The sequence below is a fragment of the Yersinia rochesterensis genome, from assembly GCF_003600645.1.
Classification (GTDB): Bacteria; Pseudomonadota; Gammaproteobacteria; order Enterobacterales; family Enterobacteriaceae; genus Yersinia; species Yersinia rochesterensis.
This window is the reverse complement of record NZ_CP032482.1, coordinates 3,347,857-3,363,731: the sequence shown is the minus strand read 5'-3', so window position 1 is coordinate 3,363,731 and position 15,875 is coordinate 3,347,857. Positions and strand designations below refer to the sequence as shown.

The following is a 15,875-nucleotide window of genomic DNA, read 5'->3' as shown; positions in this document are numbered from 1 at the left end:
CACTTCTATTCATTTTATGTGAAATTATTGTGTCGGGTTTATCTTCAATAAAATCATTTCGTTATAAACATTCATTTTTTTATATATAAAAGCATTTCCTCATTATTCTGACGATACCTTGTCTCTCTTTGTTGATTAAGCGATCCTTTACTCGCTGGATAGGATCTGGTCGAGAAGGACGGTATCGGGATGATGCCACTTCAGGATGAAGAACACAGGGACTGCTTAGGATGAGTGAAGGGATGTTTCAGGACGAAACAAAGGACACCTCCAGGATGGAGATTGAGAGCCAGTTCAGGATGATTGGTGGGTTAGGATAACCTCAGGATTGACACCGGGATGGTGTAGGACAACGCGACGGATTGCTGGTTAGGATAACCGCACGGAAAAGTTTTCAAGGATTGAGCAGGGAGCATCACTTTTAGCTGGATTGCTATGAAACGAATAGAGGGGTACTGGTAAAACAGTACCCCTTTTTTTATCTGTATTTTATTCAACCTATGCCTATCGTTTAGAGGGGATTTTGGCATCTTCTTCTTCAATGGTATGCTTGGCCGCCGTTGAACCAGCCCGGTGAATGGTTATTTTTTGGTTGAGAGCATAATCATGAATACAGAAAATCAGGTGCGCCAGAGCCTACAAAATATCGAGCTTGCCATGCGGGCAATTGACCTTTGGCAATCTGTTCCACCGTCAGTCGAGGCTTTTGAAAGTAATGAGCCTTTCAGCATTGATACCATGGATGCTGAGCAGTGGTTGCAATGGGTACTTATTCCTCGGATGTATGCATTGCTGGAATCGAAAGGGCCACTCCCTACTCGTTTTGCCATTACACCCTACTTTGAAGAGGCGCTGAGTGGTGAGGGCCGTCCAGATTGCACCTTACTGCTGGTTGAATTACAGCGCCTCGATGACCTGCTGAATAAAGAAAGTCACTAATGTTGGAAATACTTTATCAAGATGAACATATAGTTGCGGTCAATAAACCGGCTGGCTGGCTTGTCCACCGCAGTTGGTTGGATAGCAACGAAACTGTATTTGTAATGCAAACAGTACGCGACCAGATTGGCCAGCATGTTTATACCGTCCATCGACTGGATCGCCCGACATCAGGTGTGTTGCTGATGGCGCTGTCCAGTGATGTGGCCCGTGCCCTTTCATTACAATTTGAGCAGCATCAAATTCAGAAAACATATCATGCGGTTGTACGTGGATATGTACTGGAAGATGGCACGATTGATTACGAGATGACCGAAGAGTTAGACAAAATTGCGGATAAATTTGCCCGGCCAGATAAAGCCCCGCAGCCTTCGGTTACCCATTATCACGCACTGGCTCAAGTGGAAGTTCCCATTGCCATTGGGCGCTATGACACTGCGCGCAGTTTAATGGAATTAAAGCCAGAAACAGGGCGTAAACACCAGCTACGGCGGCATATGGCGCACATTCGCCACCCTATCATCGGTGACAGCACCCATGGCGATTTACGCCAAAATCGTGGAATTGCTGAGCATTTTGATTGTTCACGGCTCATGCTTCATGCCAGCCATTTGCATCTGAATCACCCTGTCACCGGAGAGCCACTCAATTTGACCGCGCGTTGGGATGATTCCTGGCAACAGCTGATGTCACATTTTGGCTGGCGGGGTATTACCCCTCATCTTGAAAGGGTTGAGTTTCCAGCAACTGCAGGTCAGGATAGTGCGTAATTTTTCTCGTTAAAAGGAAATATTTTTTATGGCTCAGGTCGGGATTTTTGTCGGCACGGTCTACGGTAACGCGCTATTAGTTGCGGAAGAAGCTGAAAATATACTGAAAGAACAGGGGCATGAGGTCAAAGTGTTCGATGAGGGCACTTTAGAGGCCTGGCAGTATTATCGTCAACATTATGCGCTGGTGGTGACCTCGACAACCGGGCAGGGGGATTTCCCTGACAGTATTGCTTCGCTCTTTGCCGCTGTGCGCGATCAAGTTGGCTTCCAGCCAGAGTTGCGCTATGGCGTGATTGCGTTGGGTGACAGCAGCTATGATAGCTTCTGTGGTGCCGGGCGTGCATTTGATGAATTGCTGCAAGAGCAGGGTGCTACGAGAATTGGCGAAAGGCTGGAGATTGATGCCACCGAACACCCAGAGCCAGAGGTGGTTTCAGCTTCGTGGGTAGAGCAGTGGGGCCGCCTACTTCAATAACTATTTATTTCAATAACTATACCCGCCATACTTCAAGCTGCATGTGCGTTGGCCGCTTTTCCGCAACTCGAATTATTTAGGGTATATATCTCTATCCATGAAATTGCAGGTGAGGGCGATGTTTATTCACCTGCAACTCCAGTGACTTTAGCAATATTAAAAACCAGATTTAGCGGCCGTTGGTCAGTTTTTCCAGGTCAGCTTCAATTTCAGCAATCTTATTGGTCACTACACTCTCTAAATGACGCAAGTCATCTAGAATTTTACGTTTCAAATCAACTTCAACTTGATCGCGCTTGCACAGTTGATCAAGCTCATCAATGACATAGCGTAGATTTGGGTTGATTTCATTGATTTCTTTATAGCCATGACCAGCATTATCAGCAACCACAGTTTTGCGCTGGCGTGGGTATTTGAACTTCACACTCTTAGCAAAAAATTCACCTTTATCTTTGCGGAAGTAAATTTTCAGAATGTCGTTATTGGCCTCCTGACGCAGGCTATAGCGATCGACATCTTCTGGTTGTGTGATTCCTAAGCTTTTCAGATTGTCATACATAGCGCCACCTTTTTAGTTTTATCCCTTTCATATTTGGAATTGCTGGGGATTAGCTTGCGGTCTCCCTGTAAATGCCAATTACTTTAGGTCTATATTCCACAGATTATGATTATGACGGTAATTTTCGCCAAAAAATGTGATTAACTCACAAGGCAAAAAAATAGCGGGTAATTAGCCCGCTATCTTCAATCTTAGTCGATGGTGCGTAATAACTCATTAATGCCGACTTTTCCACGGGTTTTCGCATCGACTTTCTTCACGATGACCGCGCAGTACAGGCTGTAGCTACCGTCTTTTGATGGGAGATTACCTGAAACGACGACAGAGCCAGCGGGAACACGACCATAATGGATTTCGCCAGTTTCGCGGTCATAAATACGGGTGCTTTGACCAATGAAAACGCCCATGGAAATAACCGAGCCTTCTTCAACAATAACCCCTTCGACCACTTCTGAACGCGCGCCGACAAAGCAGTTGTCCTCGATAATGGTTGGGTTAGCTTGCAGTGGCTCCAATACGCCGCCAATGCCAACGCCGCCAGACAGATGAACATTCTTACCGATTTGTGCGCAAGAACCTACTGTTGCCCATGTGTCGACCATGGTGCCCTCATCAACAAAAGCACCGATATTAACGTAGGAAGGCATCAGTACAGTATTACGCGCAATGTATGCGCCTTTACGCACGGTTGCCGGAGGTACAACACGGAAACCTTCACGTTGGAAACGGGCTTCGTCATAGCCAGCAAACTTCATCGGGACTTTATCGTAGTAACGCGTTTCTGCGCCTTCCATGACCTGGTTGTCATTGATGCGGAAAGACAGCAGCACGGCTTTTTTTAGCCATTGGTGAGTAATCCACTGGCCATCAATCTTTTCTGCCACCCGCAGCGCGCCGGTATCCAGCAGATCAATCACGTGGTTAATCGCTTCGCGCGTTACGGTGTCAACATTTGCCGGGGTGATATCTGCACGGCGCTCGAAAGCGGTTTCAATAACGTTCTGTAGTTGCTGCATCCTGTTTTTTCCCATCGTAAGAAAAATTAATGACTAAAAAGATATTTGTATCACAGTTTATCGTTCGGATTGAGGGTATCTGTCAACCGCTGTGCTAATTCACGACGAGTTTCAATGCTTAAAGCACGGCGGTCTTTATCTGCTAACACAAATAAATCCTCTACCCGTTCGCCGATTGTGGTGATGCGCGCACTATGCAGTGATAATCCTAAATCAGCAAAAATGTCACCGACACGCGCTAATAACCCAGGTTGGTCGAGCGCAATGAGTTCCAGATATGTCCGGCGTTCATTGTGCGTTGGCAAGAAGTTGGTTTCAGTCGGTACGCTGAAATGCCGTAATTTGGGTGATAACCGCCTGACACGTGGATGTTGGTAGTTTTGTCGCGTCATTGCTTGCTGCAAAGCATGGATGATAATAGGGTGTCGGTCTTGTGCCAATGGACTGCCATCCGGCTCCAACACAATAAAAGTATCCATCGCCATGCCATCTCGATTAGTAAAAATCTGTGCGTCATGGACACTTAGGTTTCGGCGATCCAACTCACCGACAACAGCGGCAAACAATGACGGGCGATCAGGGCACCAAATAAAGATTTCAGTCCCACCCCGTGTGGCCTGACGGCTGACCAGCACCAGTGGTTTGGTTGAGTCATGCTCCAGTAAATGGCGGGCATGCCAGGCTAATTGATTGGGAGAATGGCGCAGGAAGTAATCTGCTCTACAGCGGCTCCAGATACGGTGCAGCGCTTCTTCATCAATATTATCCATGCGCAGCAATGCCAGCGCTTGTAGCCGATGATGGCGGACGCGCTCGCGTAAATCTGGGCTGTTTTGCATGCCGCGGCGCAGTTGCTTCTCTGTGGCGAAATAAAGTTCGCGCAACAAACTTTGTTTCCAGCTATTCCACAGGTTTTCATTGGTGGCACAAATATCGGCCACAGTCAGGCTGACTAAATAACGCAGGCGGGTTTCACTTTGCACTTCTGCTGAGAATCGCTGAATAACCGCCGGGTCTTGAATATCTCGGCGTTGAGCTGTAACTGACATTAATAGATGGCAACGGACTAGCCAGGCAACTAATTGGGCCTCGCGTGAGTTCAGCCCATGTTGCTCGGCAAATTCCAGCACATCGTGAGCGCCTAATATTGAATGGTCACCCCCTCGTCCTTTGGCGATATCGTGGAACAGTGCTGCAAGCAGCAGTAATTCAGGCTGAGGAAGGCGCGGATAAAGTTCGACACAAAGAGGGTGACGCGGGCGGGTTGTTTCATCGGCGAAGCTTTCGAGTTTAAGTAACACTCGGATAGTGTGCTCGTCGACGGTATAAGCATGAAACAGGTCAAACTGCATCTGCCCGACAATACTGCCCCATTGCGGCATATAGGCCCATAGTACGCTGTGGCGATGCATAGGTAACAATGCCCGAGAAACCGCCCCTGGGTGGCGTAAAATGGCCATAAACAGCCTGCGGGCTTCAGGGATATTGCATAATGGCTGTTTCAGGTGCCGGCGGGCGTGGCGTAAACGGCGCACGGTAGTGGAGTAAATGCCCTTGATGTCCTGATTGCGCACCATGAGATAGAACATGCGCATTATAGCTTCAGGTTTATCAACAAAGAGATTTTCATCACGCAGATCGATTAAATCGCCACGCAACTGAAACTCATCATCCAGTGGCCGTGGTTTCTCATTGGCATCCAGCGCTAAAATGGCTTCATCAAATAACTGCAACAGCATGTTATTCAGTTCGCTAACCCGGCGTGTCATGCGATAAAAATCTTTCATCATACGTTCGACCGGCTCATTACCTTCGCCCTGATATTGCAAAAGTTGAGCAACACTCAGTTGGCGATCAAATAACAGGCGGTTGTCGTAGCGGTTCAGTACCAAATGTAAAGCAAAGCGGATGCGCCATAAAAAACTTTGGCTTTCAATCAGTTCGTTGCGCTCGGCTTTGGTGAGAAAACCAAAATCAACCATTTCACTTAAAGATGTTGCGCCAAAATGGCGGCGGGCAACCCACTGTAAGGTATGAATATCCCTTAAGCCGCCGGGGCTACTTTTGATATCTGGCTCGAGATTATAACTGGTGCCGTGATAGCGTTTATGCCGCTCTTGTTGCTCAACCTGCTTGGCATGGAAAAATTGGGGGGAGGGCCAGAAATTTTCGCTGAAAATATGTTTTTGCATCTGTAGGAACAGCGCGACATCGCCACAAATTAGACGCGATTCAATCATATTGGTGGCAACAGTGAGGTCGGCTAAACCTTCCAGCAAACACTCTTCCAGAGTGCGCACACTATGACCGACTTCCAGCTTCAAATCCCATAACAACGTAATTAATTGGCCGACTCGCGGAGCTTGTTCGTCGTTCAGGCGTTGTTTGGTCAGAATCAGGACATCGATATCAGATAGTGGGTGCAATTCACCACGACCATAACCGCCGACGGCAACCAGCGCGGTTTCTGGCACATCATCAAAGCCATAGAATGTCCACAGTCGCCGCAACAAGCGGTCGATGTAATCACTGCGCGCAGCAATTAATGTCTCTGCACTGATTCCGCCATTGAATGCATCAGCCAACCAAGACTGGAAAGTCTCTAGCCGTTGCTTGAGTATCGGGCAATTCAGCTCGCTATCAAGATAGGTGGTCGGTGATGCGGGTTGCTCAGGAATAACCGGTGTGGGGATCAGCGATAGAGTATGCTCGGAGTGATTGTCAGACATATATTCCCCGTTGATAAAAAGACGCAACCCATAAAAAAGCCGGCGGATGCCGGCTTGTCATATTACTCGTGCGTTATGATGTTGGGGATGGTGTCATCCTTGCGCAACGTCATTATTTCGCAGCCGTTATCAGTTACCACAATAGTATGCTCATACTGCGCCGACAAGCTGCGATCTTTAGTTTTTACTGTCCAACCGTCTTTCATGGTGCGGATGCGGTAATCACCCGCATTCACCATAGGTTCAATAGTGAAAGCCATACCCGCTTGCAGGACAACGCCACCGTCATCAGCGTCGTAGTGCAGAACTTGTGGCTCTTCATGGAAACCTTCACCAATGCCGTGGCCACAATATTCACGGACGACAGAGAAGTTTTCTGCTTCTACAAACTTCTGAATTTCTTTACCCAAGGTGCGCAGACGGATACCCGGTTTGACCATTTTGATAGCCAGATACAGGCTTTCTTGGGTCACTCGGCACAAACGCTCACCAAGGATGGTTGGTTTGCCGACAATAAACATTTTTGACGTGTCGCCATGGAAGCCGTCTTTAATCACGGTCACGTCGATGTTCACGATATCGCCATCTTTCAGGACTTTGTCGTCACTTGGAATGCCGTGGCAGATAACTTCATTGACCGAAATACACACTGACTTCGGAAAACCGTGATAACCAAGACAAGCTGAAATCGCTTGCTGGTTGTTGGTAATATGGTCGTGACAAATACGATCAAGCTCGCCGGTGGTGACGCCTGGTTTTACGTGAGGCTCAATGATTTCCAGCACTTCAGCAGCCAAGCGGCCAGCAACGCGCATTTTTTGAATATCTTCAGGTGTTTTGATTGAGATTGCCATGCAAAAGTGTCCGTAGGGGCTGTAAGTATCAACCAGCCGCCGTGATATGAATAAGCAGGTAAGTATCATATACCCTAAAAAAGCTGTTGCTAATGGTACCAGCCCTGTAATTTGCTGCCAAACTTTCCTTTGTAGTGACGGCATTAAATACAACAAAAGTTGGTGTGTTGTGGCTGTTTATGGTATAAAGCGCGCCGGCGAATCGTACTATTTTCTTTGTTAAGAAATTATTCTTGGGTCTCTCTAGGGAGCCTGTGCATGTTCTGATAAGAAAGTACTGTTTAGTCGAGCAATACCAATCGCACTCATATGTGTAAATAACACACACGTGTCGACACATACGCCGGGGTGCCCTAAAGTTTTTGATTATTATCAATTTCTTATGGGGTCGGCGTTATGGGACACGTGGAGGCATAACCCCAACTGATACTATAGAGGTTTTAATCATGGCAACTGTTTCCATGCGCGACATGCTCCAGGCCGGTGTTCACTTCGGTCACCAGACCCGTTACTGGAACCCGAAAATGAAGCCTTTCATCTTCGGCGCACGTAACAAAGTTCACATCATCAACCTGGAAAAGACCGTACCATTGTTCAATGAAGCTCTGGCTGAATTGAAAAAGATCTCTTCCCGTAAAGGTAAGATCTTGTTCGTTGGTACTAAACGCGCAGCAAGCGAAGCGGTAAAAGAAGCTGCCAACAACTGCGACCAGTTCTTCGTGAACCATCGCTGGTTGGGCGGGATGCTGACTAACTGGAAAACTGTTCGTCAGTCCATCAAACGTTTGAAAGATTTGGAAATCCAGTCTCAAGACGGCACCTTTGACAAGCTGACCAAAAAAGAAGCGCTGATGCGTACTCGTGAACTGAACAAGCTGGAAAACAGCCTGGGCGGTATCAAAGACATGGGCGGTTTACCAGACGCACTGTTCGTTGTTGATGCTGATCACGAACACATCGCTATCAAAGAAGCTAACAACCTGGGTATCCCGGTATTCTCTATCGTTGATACTAACTCCGATCCAGATGGCGTTGACTTCATCATCCCAGGTAACGATGACGCAATCCGTGCAGTTAAACTGTACCTGAGCGCTGTTGCTACTGCCGTCACTGAAGGTCGTTCTCAAGATCTGGCCGTTCAAGCGGAAGAAAGCTTCGTAGAAGCTGAATAATAAGTCAGGCTCGTCGTGAGCCCTTATTAACCAGGTATTGAAATATGTTGGTTAGGGGGCCTTTTATAGGCCCCCTTTGCGTATCTAATGTGAGATCTTGTTTTCACAAGAGAACCGAGGAAATTGAAATGGTTGCTATTACCGCTGCTTTGGTAAAAGAACTGCGTGAGCGTACTGCTGCAGGCATGATGGAATGTAAAAAGGCGTTGGTTGAAGCTAACGGCGACATCGAGCTTGCCATCGACAATATGCGTAAATCTGGTCAGGCTAAAGCTGCCAAGAAAGCAGGCCGTATCGCTGCTGAAGGTATTATCCTGGCTAAAATTTCAGCCGACGGCAAATTCGGTGTGATTCTGGAACTGAACTGCGAAACTGACTTCGTTGCTAAAGATGCTGGCTTCAAAGCATTCGGCGAAGAAGTTATCAACGCAGCTTTGGCTGACAAAATCGCTGATATCGACGTTCTGAAAGCTAAGTACGAAGAGCAACGCGCTAACCTGGTGGCTAAAATCGGTGAGAACATCAACATTCGTCGTGTTGCTGTTCTGGAAGGCGATGTTCTGGGTACTTATCTGCACGGTGCACGTATCGGTGTTCTGGTTGCGGCAACTGGCGCTGATGAAGAGCTGGTTAAGCACATTGCTATGCACATCGCTGCAAGCAAGCCTGAATACGTTAAGCCAGAAGATGTTCCTGCTGAAGTTGTTGCTCGCGAGCACCAAATCCAGTTGGATATCGCTATCGAATCCGGTAAACCGCGTGAAATTGCTGAGAAGATGGTTGAAGGCCGTATGCGTAAGTTCACCGGCGAAGTTTCTCTGACTGGTCAGAACTTCGTTATGGACCCAAGCAAAACTGTTGGCGATCTGTTGAAAGAGCACAAAGCTGACGTTGTAAACTTCATCCGCTTCGAAGTGGGCGAAGGCATTGAGAAAGTTGAGACTGACTTTGCTGCTGAAGTTGCAGCAATGAGCAAACAGTCTTAATGCTAAAAATGGGGCCGCCACCAGGCGGTTCCATTTTATCCACTCGATACCCGTCATACTTCAAGCTACAGGTGCGTTGACTGCTTTTGTTCACCTCAGTCACTGACTTATGTCGGCTCCTGAGGATTCACTCAGTTGTCGTCTTCCTGTCACTCGAATTATTGAGGGTATAAGCTTAGGCTAGTCAGTTTTCAACGCCCAATATTGCCTTGAAATCCTGACGGTCAAGTCCCCAATATTATTACTGCTGCTTAGGACAGAACACCATGGCAACCAATGCAAAACCCGTATATCAGCGTATCCTGCTTAAGCTTAGTGGCGAAGCCCTGCAAGGCGCAGAAGGTTTTGGTATCGACGCAAGCGTTTTGGATCGCATGGCTCAAGAAGTTAAAGAGCTGGTCGAATTGGGCATTCAAGTCGGTGTGGTGATTGGCGGCGGTAACTTGTTCCGCGGTGCCGGTTTGGCACAAGCTGGGATGAACCGCGTAGTGGGCGACCACATGGGAATGCTGGCTACCGTAATGAACGGCCTGGCAATGCGAGATGCACTGCACCGTGCCTATGTGAACGCCCGCCTGATGTCTGCTATTCCACTTAATGGTGTGTGTGATAATTACAGCTGGGCCGAAGCAATCAGCCTGCTGCGCCACAACCGCGTAGTCATTTTTGCTGCGGGTACCGGCAACCCATTTTTCACTACAGACTCCGCAGCTTGTCTGCGTGGCATCGAGATTGAAGCTGATGTTGTGTTAAAAGCAACAAAAGTCGATGGGGTGTACTCCGCAGATCCGGTGAAAAATCCTGATGCAACACTGTACGAACAGTTAACCTATCAGGACGTTTTAGAGCGAGAGCTGAAAGTTATGGATCTGGCGGCCTTCACTTTGGCCCGTGACCACAACCTGCCAATTCGTGTCTTCAACATGAATAAGCCTGGCGCTCTGCGCCGTGTGGTGATGGGTGAGAACGAAGGGACATTGATCACTAAAGAAGTGATACCGACAGTTAAATAAGCGACTGCCCGTGTTATCGAGGGGCTGCTCCTACGCCAGCAACTGTTGGTTTGTATATTCACTGGCTATACTCAAGGTATGGCCTGCCAAGTAACCAGTTTTCAAGGGTTCACAACGTGATTAACGAAATTAGAAAAGATACCGAAGTGCGTATGGAAAAATGCTTAGAAGCATTCCAGAATCACATCAGTAAGATCCGCACCGGCCGCGCTTCTCCAAGTATTCTTGATGGCATCCAGGTTGAGTATTATGGCACTGCAACGCCATTGCGCCAGTTGGCTAACATCGTCGTTGAAGACTCCCGGACTTTGGCTTTGACTGTTTTTGACCGCAGCCTCAGTGCCGCAGTTGAAAAAGCGATCATGACCTCTGATTTAGGCCTAAACCCTTCTTCTGCGGGCACCGTTATCCGTGTTCCACTGCCAGCATTGACAGAAGAACGCCGTAAAGACTTAATCAAAGTTGTTCGTGCAGAAGCCGAGCAGGGCCGCGTTTCTATTCGTAACGTGCGCCGTGATGCTAATGATAAAGTAAAAGCTTTGTTGAAAGATAAAGAGATCAGCGAAGATGAAGATCGCCGCTCTCAGGAAGACATTCAAAAACTGACCGATGCCTTTATCAAGAAAGTTGATGCTGCGTTGGCTGCTAAAGAAACCGAGTTGATGGATTTCTAATCCTCACTCGCAATGACAAAGCGCCGCTTAGTTGGCGCTTTGTTTTAGCGGGTTCAATATTTTGTTAGATTGATGCCGCGCCTATCATAATACCCTAAATAATTTGAGTTGCAGGAAGGCGGCTATTGAGCTAATCCCCAAGAACTTACACCGGTAAGTGGCTGGGGTGAACAAAGCAGCCAACGTACATACAGCTTGAAGTATGACGGGTATAAACACAGTTATTCAGAGCACTCTCATGAAGCAACTGACTATTCTTGGTTCTACAGGTTCCATCGGCAACAGCACTCTGGGTGTTGTGCGCGCTAATCCCGAATTATTCAAAATCACCGCATTGGTTGCTGGTCGCAATGTTGATCAGATGGCCCAACAATGTCTCGAATTCGCTCCCCGTTATGCCGCTATGTCCGATGAAACTTCGGCTAAAGCATTGCGCCGGTTGTTGGCAGAAAACGGTTCAAGAACAGAAGTTTACTCCGGCGAAAAAGCCGCGTGTGAGGTGGCGGCTATAGGCGATGTTGATCAGGTGATGGCGGCGATTGTCGGCGTCGCAGGTTTACCGTCAACACTGGCGGCTATCCGCGCAGGCAAACAAGTATTACTGGCCAACAAAGAGTCACTAATTACTTGTGGCAAGCTCTTTATGGATGAAGTGAAGCACAGTCGTGCACAACTGCTACCCATCGACAGCGAACATAATGCTATTTTTCAGAGTTTACCTGAAAAAATTCAGTCTCAATTAGGCTATTCTTCACTGAGTGAGAATGGTGTTTCCCGCATCATCTTAACGGGCTCTGGTGGCCCACTGCGTGAAACGCCATTAGCACAGTTTGCAGATGTCACCCCGGACCAAGCTTGTGCCCATCCAAACTGGTCTATGGGGCGCAAGATTTCGGTCGACTCAGCGACAATGATGAACAAAGGGCTGGAGTATATCGAAGCGCGGTGGTTATTTAATGCTAGCGCAGAACAGGTGGAAGTTATTTTACATCCTCAATCTGTCATTCATTCAATGGTGCGCTACCATGATGGTAGCGTATTGGCACAGATGGGGACGCCAGATATGCGAACACCGATTGCACATGCGATGGCTTATCCAATGCGGGTGAGTTCAGGTGTGGCACCACTGGATTTCTGCAAGATACGCGAGCTGACTTTTGCGGAGCCAGATTATCAGCGTTATCCGTGCTTGAAATTGGCTATCGATGCATCAAATACAGGGCAAGCCGCCACTACCGCCCTGAATGCAGCCAACGAAGTTTCTGTCATGGCGTTCTTGGATTCGCAAATTCGTTTCACTGATATTGCAGTGATTAATCGTACTGTTGTGGAGCAGTTATCATTACCAGAGCCAGCCAGTGTGGATGAGGTGTTGGTGATTGACCGTAAAGCCCGCGATATGGCTGTTCAAGTAATAGCGAAATTGAATAATTAAAAGCCTCCTTGGCTAATGTGGGAATTTGTTAGGATAAGGCTGAGATGATATAGTCTGCACCGTCAATGGGTAGATAGACTGTTGATTAATGGCCCAATAGGTATTTAAACCGTCTATTTTGGCTGTCACTGAAGAAGCCGTGACTTGGTACACGGCTTTTTTTGTGCGCTTGCTGCCTAATGTTCGGGATGAACAATTGATTTATTGAGGAAATGAGTTCGCATTATGTCGTCTGTAAATGAAGATAGGGCTAACTTGTCCCCCCTAACCCCTCGCCATGTTGCTATCATTATGGATGGCAATGGGCGTTGGGCAAAAAAACAGGGTAAATTAAGGGTTTTCGGTCACAAAGCGGGAGTGAAATCAGTTCGCAGAGCGGTCAGTTTTGCTGCTACTCATCAGTTGGATGCGCTCACGCTTTATGCTTTTAGCAGTGAAAACTGGAACCGCCCTGCTCAAGAAGTCACCGCATTAATGGAACTTTTTGTTCATGCGCTGGACAGCGAAGTAAAAAGTCTGCATAAACATAAGGTTCGGTTATCGGTCATTGGTGATATCAGTCGCTTTAGTGAACGTTTGCAGAAACGGATCCGTCGCTCAGAAGAGTTAACGGCAAATAATGACGGTCTGAGACTTAACATTGCTGCCAACTATGGTGGCCGTTGGGATATTATTCAGGGAGTGCGTCACTTAGCTGAGCAGGTACAGCGAGGGGAATTGCAACCCACAGATATTTGTGAAGAATCGCTAAATTCGCATATCTGCCTGCATGAGCAATCTGAGGTAGATTTAGTGATCAGAACCGGTGGTGAACATCGCATCAGTAATTTCTTGTTGTGGCAAATCGCCTATGCTGAACTTTACTTTACTGATGTACTCTGGCCTGATTTTGATGAACATGTCTTTGAAGGTGCGCTGAATGCATTTGCACAACGCGAGCGTCGCTTCGGGGGAACTACACCTATCGATGCAACTGCATCCTAGGGGGAACTTTTGCTGAAGTATCGTCTCATAACTGCTTTAATCTTGATTCCGGTTGTCATTAGTGCACTGTTCCTGCTTCCGCCGGTTGGTTTTGCTATTGTCACTCTTGTTGTCAGCATGCTTGCCGCTTGGGAATGGGGGCAATTAGCCGGGTTTGCCAGTCGTTCTCAGCGTATTTGGCTAGCCATACTGTGTGGTTTTTTACTGGTCTCAATGTTGCTTAGCCTCCCGGCCTACCAACATTCAGCTCATCTTCCACAAGTGAGCGTGCCTCTCTGGCTTTCTATAGGCTGGTGGATCGCTGCATTGCTGTTGGTGCTTACTTACCCACGCTCTGCGGTATTTTGGCGCGATTCACGTCTGTTGCGTATAGTTTTCGGCATCCTGACCATTGTCCCATTCTTCTGGGGAATGGTCGCACTACGCCAGTATGGCTACGAGCTGGACCATAATATTGGTGCTTGGTGGCTGCTTTATGTGATGCTGCTGGTGTGGGGAGCTGATTCTGGCGCCTACATGTTCGGTAAATTGTTCGGTAAACATAAATTAGCGCCTAAAGTCTCACCGGGTAAAACGTGGGAAGGATTAATTGGCGGTTTACTGACATCAGCTCTGATATCATGGTTGTTTGGTCGATATGCTCCATTGGATATCATCCCCGAAAAACTGTTAATCTGTTCCGTGGTCGCTGCATTGGCCTCGGTACTCGGCGATTTGACCGAAAGTATGTTTAAACGTGAAGCGGGAATCAAAGACAGTGGTCATTTGATTCCTGGTCATGGTGGGATACTGGATCGTATCGATAGCCTGACCGCAGCTGTGCCGGTATTTGCCTGCTTAATGCTGTTAGTGTTTTAATCCGTCACTGACGGGGAGTTTAGGGAATATGATGAGCATACTCTGGAGCCTGGCCGCGTTTATTATCGCACTGGGGATCTTAATTACAGTGCATGAGTTTGGCCACTTTTGGGTGGCACGGCGCTGTGGTGTCCGTGTCGAACGCTTTTCGATTGGTTTTGGTAAAGCGTTATGGCGTAGAACTGATCGTCAGGGAACCGAGTATGTTATCGCCCTCATCCCATTGGGTGGCTACGTTAAAATGTTGGATGAGCGCGTAGAGGCTGTTGCTCCGGAGCTCCGCCATCAATCTTTTAACAATAAAACCATTTTACAACGTGCGGCAATCGTCAGCGCGGGCCCTATTGCTAACTTCCTTTTTGCTATCATTGCTTACTGGCTGGTGTTTATCATTGGCGTGCCAAGTGTGCGTCCGGTTGTGGGTGATATTTCGCCACAATCCATTGCTGCGCAAGCCAATATTTCTCCAGGAATGGAACTTAAGTCTGTAGATGGCATCGAAACGCCTGATTGGGATTCTGTTCGTTTGGCTTTAATCAGTAAAATTGGCGATAAGCAAGCACAAGTCGGTGTTGCTCCATTTGGCTCTGCTAACGTGGTGCAAAAGACCTTGGATTTGCGTCAGTGGCAATTTGAGCCAGATAAACAAGATCCCGTGGTTGCGTTAGGCATTATTCCGCGTGGCCCGCAGATTGAATCCGTCTTGGCAGAAGTCCAACCAGGGTCAGCGGCACAAAAGGCGGGTTTACAAGCAGGGGATAGGATAGTTAAAGTTAACGGCCAGTTGCTGGATCGTTGGCAATCATTTGTTTTACAAGTTCGAGATAACCCCGGTAAAGCGCTGGTGTTAGATATTGAAAGGGGTGGTACCCCCTTGTCTTTAACCTTGATACCAGATACAAAATCGGTTGGAGAAAACCGCAGTGAAGGTTTTGCGGGTGTAGTGCCGAAAGTTATACCGCTTCCGGATGAATATAAAACGATTCGCCAATATGGCCCGTTCACCGCACTCTACCAAGCTGGGGATAAAACCTGGCAGTTGATGCATTTGACGGTAAGCATGTTGGGTAAACTGATTACTGGTGATGTTAAGCTGAATAACTTGAGTGGCCCGATATCTATTGCACAAGGTGCTGGGGTTTCAGCTGAGTACGGGTTGGTGTATTACCTGATGTTTTTGGCACTTATCAGTGTCAACTTGGGCATTATCAATTTGTTCCCGTTACCGGTGTTAGATGGTGGACATCTGCTCTTCCTGGCGATAGAAAAGCTGAAGGGTGGGCCGGTTTCTGAGCGAGTACAGGACTTCAGTTATCGCATCGGCTCGATTTTGCTGGTGTTATTAATGGGGCTTGCACTTTTCAATGATTTCTCCCGTCTTTAACGGCAGGGGATAGGTTAGGAAGAA

General features: G+C 47.6%; 15 protein-coding genes. 11 read left to right on the top strand and 4 right to left on the bottom strand.

Annotation, left to right across the window (positions count from 1 at the left end):
* Window positions 1–606 precede the first annotated feature (606 nt).
* The 3 genes from DXZ79_RS15660 to DXZ79_RS15650 are packed head-to-tail and all read left to right on the top strand — an operon-like array spanning window position 607 to window position 2,187.
* Window positions 607–939 carry a YqcC family protein gene (locus DXZ79_RS15660; protein ID WP_038631231.1) on the top strand — a complete coding sequence of 111 codons (333 nt, stop codon included), beginning with the start codon at window positions 607–609 and terminating at the stop codon, window positions 937–939.
* The gene (gene truC, locus DXZ79_RS15655) at window positions 939–1,709 is read left to right on the top strand and encodes a tRNA pseudouridine(65) synthase TruC (RefSeq protein WP_120011428.1); all 771 of its coding nucleotides are present in this window, start codon (window positions 939–941) and stop codon (window positions 1,707–1,709) included. The genes DXZ79_RS15660 and truC overlap by 1 nt, the downstream gene beginning before the upstream one ends.
* Window positions 1,710–1,737: 28 nt before the next feature.
* Window positions 1,738–2,187 (top strand): flavodoxin, encoded by a 450-nt coding sequence (locus DXZ79_RS15650; protein ID WP_038631235.1) that lies wholly within the window; start codon window positions 1,738–1,740, stop codon window positions 2,185–2,187.
* A gap of 169 nt (window positions 2,188–2,356) precedes the next feature.
* On the opposite strand, the gene DXZ79_RS15645 is transcribed toward DXZ79_RS15650, so the two are convergent.
* The 4 genes from DXZ79_RS15645 to map all read right to left on the bottom strand — a co-directional run bounded on the left by DXZ79_RS15645 (window position 2,357) and on the right by map (window position 7,345).
* Window positions 2,357–2,746 carry a DUF3461 family protein gene (locus DXZ79_RS15645; protein ID WP_004391709.1) on the bottom strand — a complete coding sequence of 130 codons (390 nt, stop codon included), beginning with the start codon at window positions 2,744–2,746 and terminating at the stop codon, window positions 2,357–2,359.
* A 191-nt stretch (window positions 2,747–2,937) separates the two neighbouring features.
* Window positions 2,938–3,762, bottom strand: coding sequence for a 2,3,4,5-tetrahydropyridine-2,6-dicarboxylate N-succinyltransferase (gene dapD, locus DXZ79_RS15640; RefSeq protein ID WP_038631238.1), 825 nt, complete (start codon window positions 3,760–3,762; stop codon window positions 2,938–2,940).
* A 50-nt stretch (window positions 3,763–3,812) separates the two neighbouring features.
* On the bottom strand, window positions 3,813–6,491 hold the full coding sequence (gene glnD / locus DXZ79_RS15635; RefSeq protein WP_120011427.1) for a bifunctional uridylyltransferase/uridylyl-removing protein GlnD: 2,679 nt from the start codon (window positions 6,489–6,491) through the stop codon (window positions 3,813–3,815).
* A 62-nt stretch (window positions 6,492–6,553) separates the two neighbouring features.
* A complete protein-coding gene (gene map, locus DXZ79_RS15630) occupies window positions 6,554–7,345 on the bottom strand; it encodes a type I methionyl aminopeptidase (protein WP_038631243.1) in 792 nt (263 codons plus the stop codon).
* A 446-nt stretch (window positions 7,346–7,791) separates the two neighbouring features.
* On the opposite strand from map, the gene rpsB reads away from it, so the two are divergent.
* The 8 genes from rpsB (at window position 7,792) to rseP (ending at window position 15,851) form a co-directional block, all read left to right on the top strand.
* Window positions 7,792–8,517, top strand: coding sequence for a 30S ribosomal protein S2 (rpsB, locus tag DXZ79_RS15625; protein WP_004391704.1), 726 nt, complete (start codon window positions 7,792–7,794; stop codon window positions 8,515–8,517).
* Between the two features lie 128 nt (window positions 8,518–8,645).
* On the top strand, window positions 8,646–9,503 hold the full coding sequence (gene tsf / locus DXZ79_RS15620) for a translation elongation factor Ts (RefSeq protein ID WP_038631245.1): 858 nt from the start codon (window positions 8,646–8,648) through the stop codon (window positions 9,501–9,503).
* Between the two features lie 266 nt (window positions 9,504–9,769).
* Window positions 9,770–10,516 carry a UMP kinase gene (gene pyrH / locus DXZ79_RS15615; RefSeq protein ID WP_038631247.1) on the top strand — a complete coding sequence of 249 codons (747 nt, stop codon included), beginning with the start codon at window positions 9,770–9,772 and terminating at the stop codon, window positions 10,514–10,516.
* Window positions 10,517–10,632: 116 nt separating this feature from the next.
* Window positions 10,633–11,190, top strand: coding sequence for a ribosome recycling factor (gene frr, locus DXZ79_RS15610; RefSeq protein WP_004391701.1), 558 nt, complete (start codon window positions 10,633–10,635; stop codon window positions 11,188–11,190).
* Window positions 11,191–11,428: 238 nt separating this feature from the next.
* The gene (gene ispC / locus DXZ79_RS15605) at window positions 11,429–12,625 is read left to right on the top strand and encodes a 1-deoxy-D-xylulose-5-phosphate reductoisomerase (protein WP_038631250.1); all 1,197 of its coding nucleotides are present in this window, start codon (window positions 11,429–11,431) and stop codon (window positions 12,623–12,625) included.
* A 225-nt stretch (window positions 12,626–12,850) separates the two neighbouring features.
* Window positions 12,851–13,609 carry a (2E,6E)-farnesyl-diphosphate-specific ditrans,polycis-undecaprenyl-diphosphate synthase gene (gene ispU, locus DXZ79_RS15600; protein ID WP_038631252.1) on the top strand — a complete coding sequence of 253 codons (759 nt, stop codon included), beginning with the start codon at window positions 12,851–12,853 and terminating at the stop codon, window positions 13,607–13,609.
* Between the two features lie 9 nt (window positions 13,610–13,618).
* Window positions 13,619–14,467 carry a phosphatidate cytidylyltransferase gene (gene cdsA, locus DXZ79_RS15595; protein ID WP_120011426.1) on the top strand — a complete coding sequence of 283 codons (849 nt, stop codon included), beginning with the start codon at window positions 13,619–13,621 and terminating at the stop codon, window positions 14,465–14,467.
* A 28-nt stretch (window positions 14,468–14,495) separates the two neighbouring features.
* Window positions 14,496–15,851, top strand: a complete 1,356-nt coding sequence (gene rseP / locus DXZ79_RS15590; protein WP_038631257.1) for a sigma E protease regulator RseP — start codon at window positions 14,496–14,498, stop codon at window positions 15,849–15,851.
* Window positions 15,852–15,875 lie beyond the last annotated feature (24 nt).

What these genes read in the sequence shown, in the direction of transcription:
- DXZ79_RS15660 (WP_038631231.1), top strand. Translation starts at nt 607, where the DNA reads ATGAATACAGAAAATCAGGTGCGCCAGAGCCTACAAAATATCGAGCTT.
- truC (WP_120011428.1), top strand. Translation starts at nt 939, where the DNA reads ATGTTGGAAATACTTTATCAAGATGAACATATAGTTGCGGTCAATAAA.
- DXZ79_RS15650 (WP_038631235.1), top strand. Translation starts at nt 1,738, where the DNA reads ATGGCTCAGGTCGGGATTTTTGTCGGCACGGTCTACGGTAACGCGCTA.
- DXZ79_RS15645 (WP_004391709.1), bottom strand. Translation starts at nt 2,746, where the DNA reads ATGTATGACAATCTGAAAAGCTTAGGAATCACACAACCAGAAGATGTC.
- dapD (WP_038631238.1), bottom strand. Translation starts at nt 3,762, where the DNA reads ATGCAGCAACTACAGAACGTTATTGAAACCGCTTTCGAGCGCCGTGCA.
- glnD (WP_120011427.1), bottom strand. Translation starts at nt 6,491, where the DNA reads ATGTCTGACAATCACTCCGAGCATACTCTATCGCTGATCCCCACACCG.
- map (WP_038631243.1), bottom strand. Translation starts at nt 7,345, where the DNA reads ATGGCAATCTCAATCAAAACACCTGAAGATATTCAAAAAATGCGCGTT.
- rpsB (WP_004391704.1), top strand. Translation starts at nt 7,792, where the DNA reads ATGGCAACTGTTTCCATGCGCGACATGCTCCAGGCCGGTGTTCACTTC.
- tsf (WP_038631245.1), top strand. Translation starts at nt 8,646, where the DNA reads ATGGTTGCTATTACCGCTGCTTTGGTAAAAGAACTGCGTGAGCGTACT.
- pyrH (WP_038631247.1), top strand. Translation starts at nt 9,770, where the DNA reads ATGGCAACCAATGCAAAACCCGTATATCAGCGTATCCTGCTTAAGCTT.
- ispC (WP_038631250.1), top strand. Translation starts at nt 11,429, where the DNA reads ATGAAGCAACTGACTATTCTTGGTTCTACAGGTTCCATCGGCAACAGC.
- ispU (WP_038631252.1), top strand. Translation starts at nt 12,851, where the DNA reads ATGTCGTCTGTAAATGAAGATAGGGCTAACTTGTCCCCCCTAACCCCT.
- rseP (WP_038631257.1), top strand. Translation starts at nt 14,496, where the DNA reads ATGATGAGCATACTCTGGAGCCTGGCCGCGTTTATTATCGCACTGGGG.